Origin of the sequence: uncultured Nitrospira sp. (assembly GCA_902500695.1) — a bacterium.
In the GTDB taxonomy this organism is placed as follows: domain Bacteria; phylum Nitrospirota; class Nitrospiria; order Nitrospirales; family UBA8639; genus Nitrospira_E.
In genome coordinates this window covers 1-2,313 of record CABVRQ010000155.1, presented here as the reverse complement: position 1 = coordinate 2,313, position 2,313 = coordinate 1, and the positions used below count along the sequence as shown (strand labels likewise).

The window sequence follows — 2,313 nt, the reverse complement described above, 5'->3', positions numbered from 1 at the left end:
TTTGCACTGGAATATGCACGTCGGTGAATGTCATGTGGGCGTTTTCAATGCCCCGACACCCTTCAAATTGGCACCGCTGCTGAATCTTCACGCCCGGACTGGACATGTCCAGGATGAATGTCGTGTGGACGGACGCTTCCGCCCCCTTCCCTTCCGGCATGGGGACCCATTCTGTTTTTCCGTTCAGGAATATCCGTTTTGCCGGCACGCGAGCCACCAATGTAATCAGGCTGGCCAGGGAGCCATTCGTGCACCAAAGTTTTTCGCCGTTGACCACAAAATGTGTCCCCAAGGTATTGAGGACGGCATTCGCTTGAATATTCGCCGCATCCGATCCGGTGTCGGGTTCCGTGAGTGCAAATGCCGAAATTTCTTTTCGCGCGACTCGTGGGAGGAATGTCTTTTTTTGTTCCTCGTTTCCGAACATAAGAATCGGCATGGCAATTCCGATGGATTGGGGAACGGCCACGGTGAGGGCCAGAGTATTACTCCAGCTGGCCATCAGCATCAGCACCCGCCCGTAATTGGTATAGGAAAATCCCAGCCCACCATATTCTTTGGGTATCTTCATCCCGAAGGCGCCAAGTTCCAGCAGGCCTTTGAGTACATTCTCCGGAATTTTTTCGGTTCGTTCAATTTCGTCCGGGTCAACATGCTTCTTCAGAAACTCTTCAATTTTCTTGCAATAGTTCTCGCCGACTTCCTTTTCCTCGACCGGTTCCTCCGGTGGAAAGAGTAGATTGAAATTTGGCGTTCCCATAAACAGGCCCGCCATAAAACTCTCCCCAGCCAGTTGCTCTCGCGCTTCTTCTATTCGCTCCATGCCTTTAAAAAGTTTGGACATGTCACAACCTCCTTACTATGAGCTCTCGGACGAACCAGCCATACACATGGCTTTTCAAGTATTTCAGGAAACTCGAAAGGTTTTTCCAGCCAGATGGTCATTCAAAGCACTCTTTAATTGACAATTCGCAAACAATGATATTAAACAATTAATACTATATCATTATGGTATAATAATTTTATATTATCAAAGCATGACAACATGGATTATGGATTCTGCCCGGACATGCAGAATAACGGATGCAGGCCTCTCAGGGGATGCTAAGGAATGAGCACGGTTACTCCCATGTGGTTCACCGAACACGTAGCAGACTCTGTCGCAACGGTGACGATCAACCATCCTCCCGCAAATGTCCTCACACCCCACGGACTTAAAGAACTCGAATCAACCTTGGACGATCTGACCAACATTGATCGAGTCAAAGTCATCGTCATCACCGGAACAGGCCGATTTTTTATTGCGGGCGCCGATATCCGGATGTTGGCGGAAGTCGGATCCCGGCAACAAGGCAAAAAAATGGCTCTCACCGGCCAAGGAATTTTTAATAAAATTGAGGCTTCACCAAAACCCATTATTGCTGCCATCAATGGCATCTGCCTGGGCGGAGGACTGGAATTGGCCTTGTGTTGTCATATTCGATTAGCTGCCGAGGAAACTCAATTCGGGCTACCCGAAGTTAATCTTGGCCTGATCCCCGGGTTCGGCGGTACCCAACGCCTGTTCCGTCTCATCGGCCAATCGAAAGCCACTGAAATGATTCTGACTGGGGACTCTCTCTCTGCACAGGAGGGCAAAACATTTGGACTGGTATCTGAGGTTTTTCCTCAAAAGGACTTAATGCCTCAGGCTATCGGACTCGCCAGTCGGATTGCCTCAAAAAGTCAAAGTGCTGTTCGAGCAGCCCTTCAGGCAATTCAAAGGGGATCGGAATTGAGGCTTCGTGAGGGATTACTGTTAGAAGCAACCTTGTTTGGAGAGCGTTGCGAATCCGAGGATAAACAAGAAGGGTTGGCGGCCTTTTTAGAAAAGCGCACTCCTCATTTTAAGAACCTCTGATCCCCCAACGGTTTTAGGGAAACAGTCAGGATACGAAGGGGAGTAGATTAATCGGTGTCGAAAGATTTCTTCTAATAAATGGCAATCACCACTTTTTTAATCTATACCTCGCTTTGGAGGTAGTGATACGCCCCTTGCACTTCATGAAAGAGAAACTCACGATCAATCAAGGACTTGAACTGGCCTTGAGCCATAGCGCCGTTCATGCCTTCAAATTTCTCATAGCTGCCAACATAGATTCCCCATTCCCGCAGAATTTCTAAGCAGAACCCGTAAAAAAAGACCTCTCCACGTATCCACCGGGAACGCCGATTAACCTGGCTGGTCCTCCCTACTGCACCACTTGAAAGGTAGCCCGATTACTTCATTGTTTTGACACGGCCATTCATTACCTATAGGCCATTCCCTGGTTA

At 48.5% G+C, this 2,313-nt stretch carries 2 protein-coding genes; one reads left to right on the top strand and one right to left on the bottom strand.

Annotated elements, in window-relative coordinates; genetic code table 11:
- Positions 1–844: acyl-CoA dehydrogenase family protein (locus tag AAH187_RS18950; protein ID WP_342350054.1), on the bottom strand; the 844-nt coding region annotated here is incomplete at its 3' end.
- Positions 845–1,111: 267 nt separating this feature from the next.
- Here AAH187_RS18950 and AAH187_RS18945 point away from each other — a divergent pair.
- Complete coding sequence (locus tag AAH187_RS18945; RefSeq protein WP_342350053.1) at positions 1,112–1,900, top strand: enoyl-CoA hydratase-related protein; 789 nt, start codon at positions 1,112–1,114, stop codon at positions 1,898–1,900.
- Positions 1,901–2,313 lie beyond the last annotated feature (413 nt).

Bases quoted from the DNA above. Each gene is read 5' to 3' on its own strand.
- AAH187_RS18945 (WP_342350053.1), top strand. From the start codon at position 1,112: ATGAGCACGGTTACTCCCATGTGGTTCACCGAACACGTAGCAGACTCT.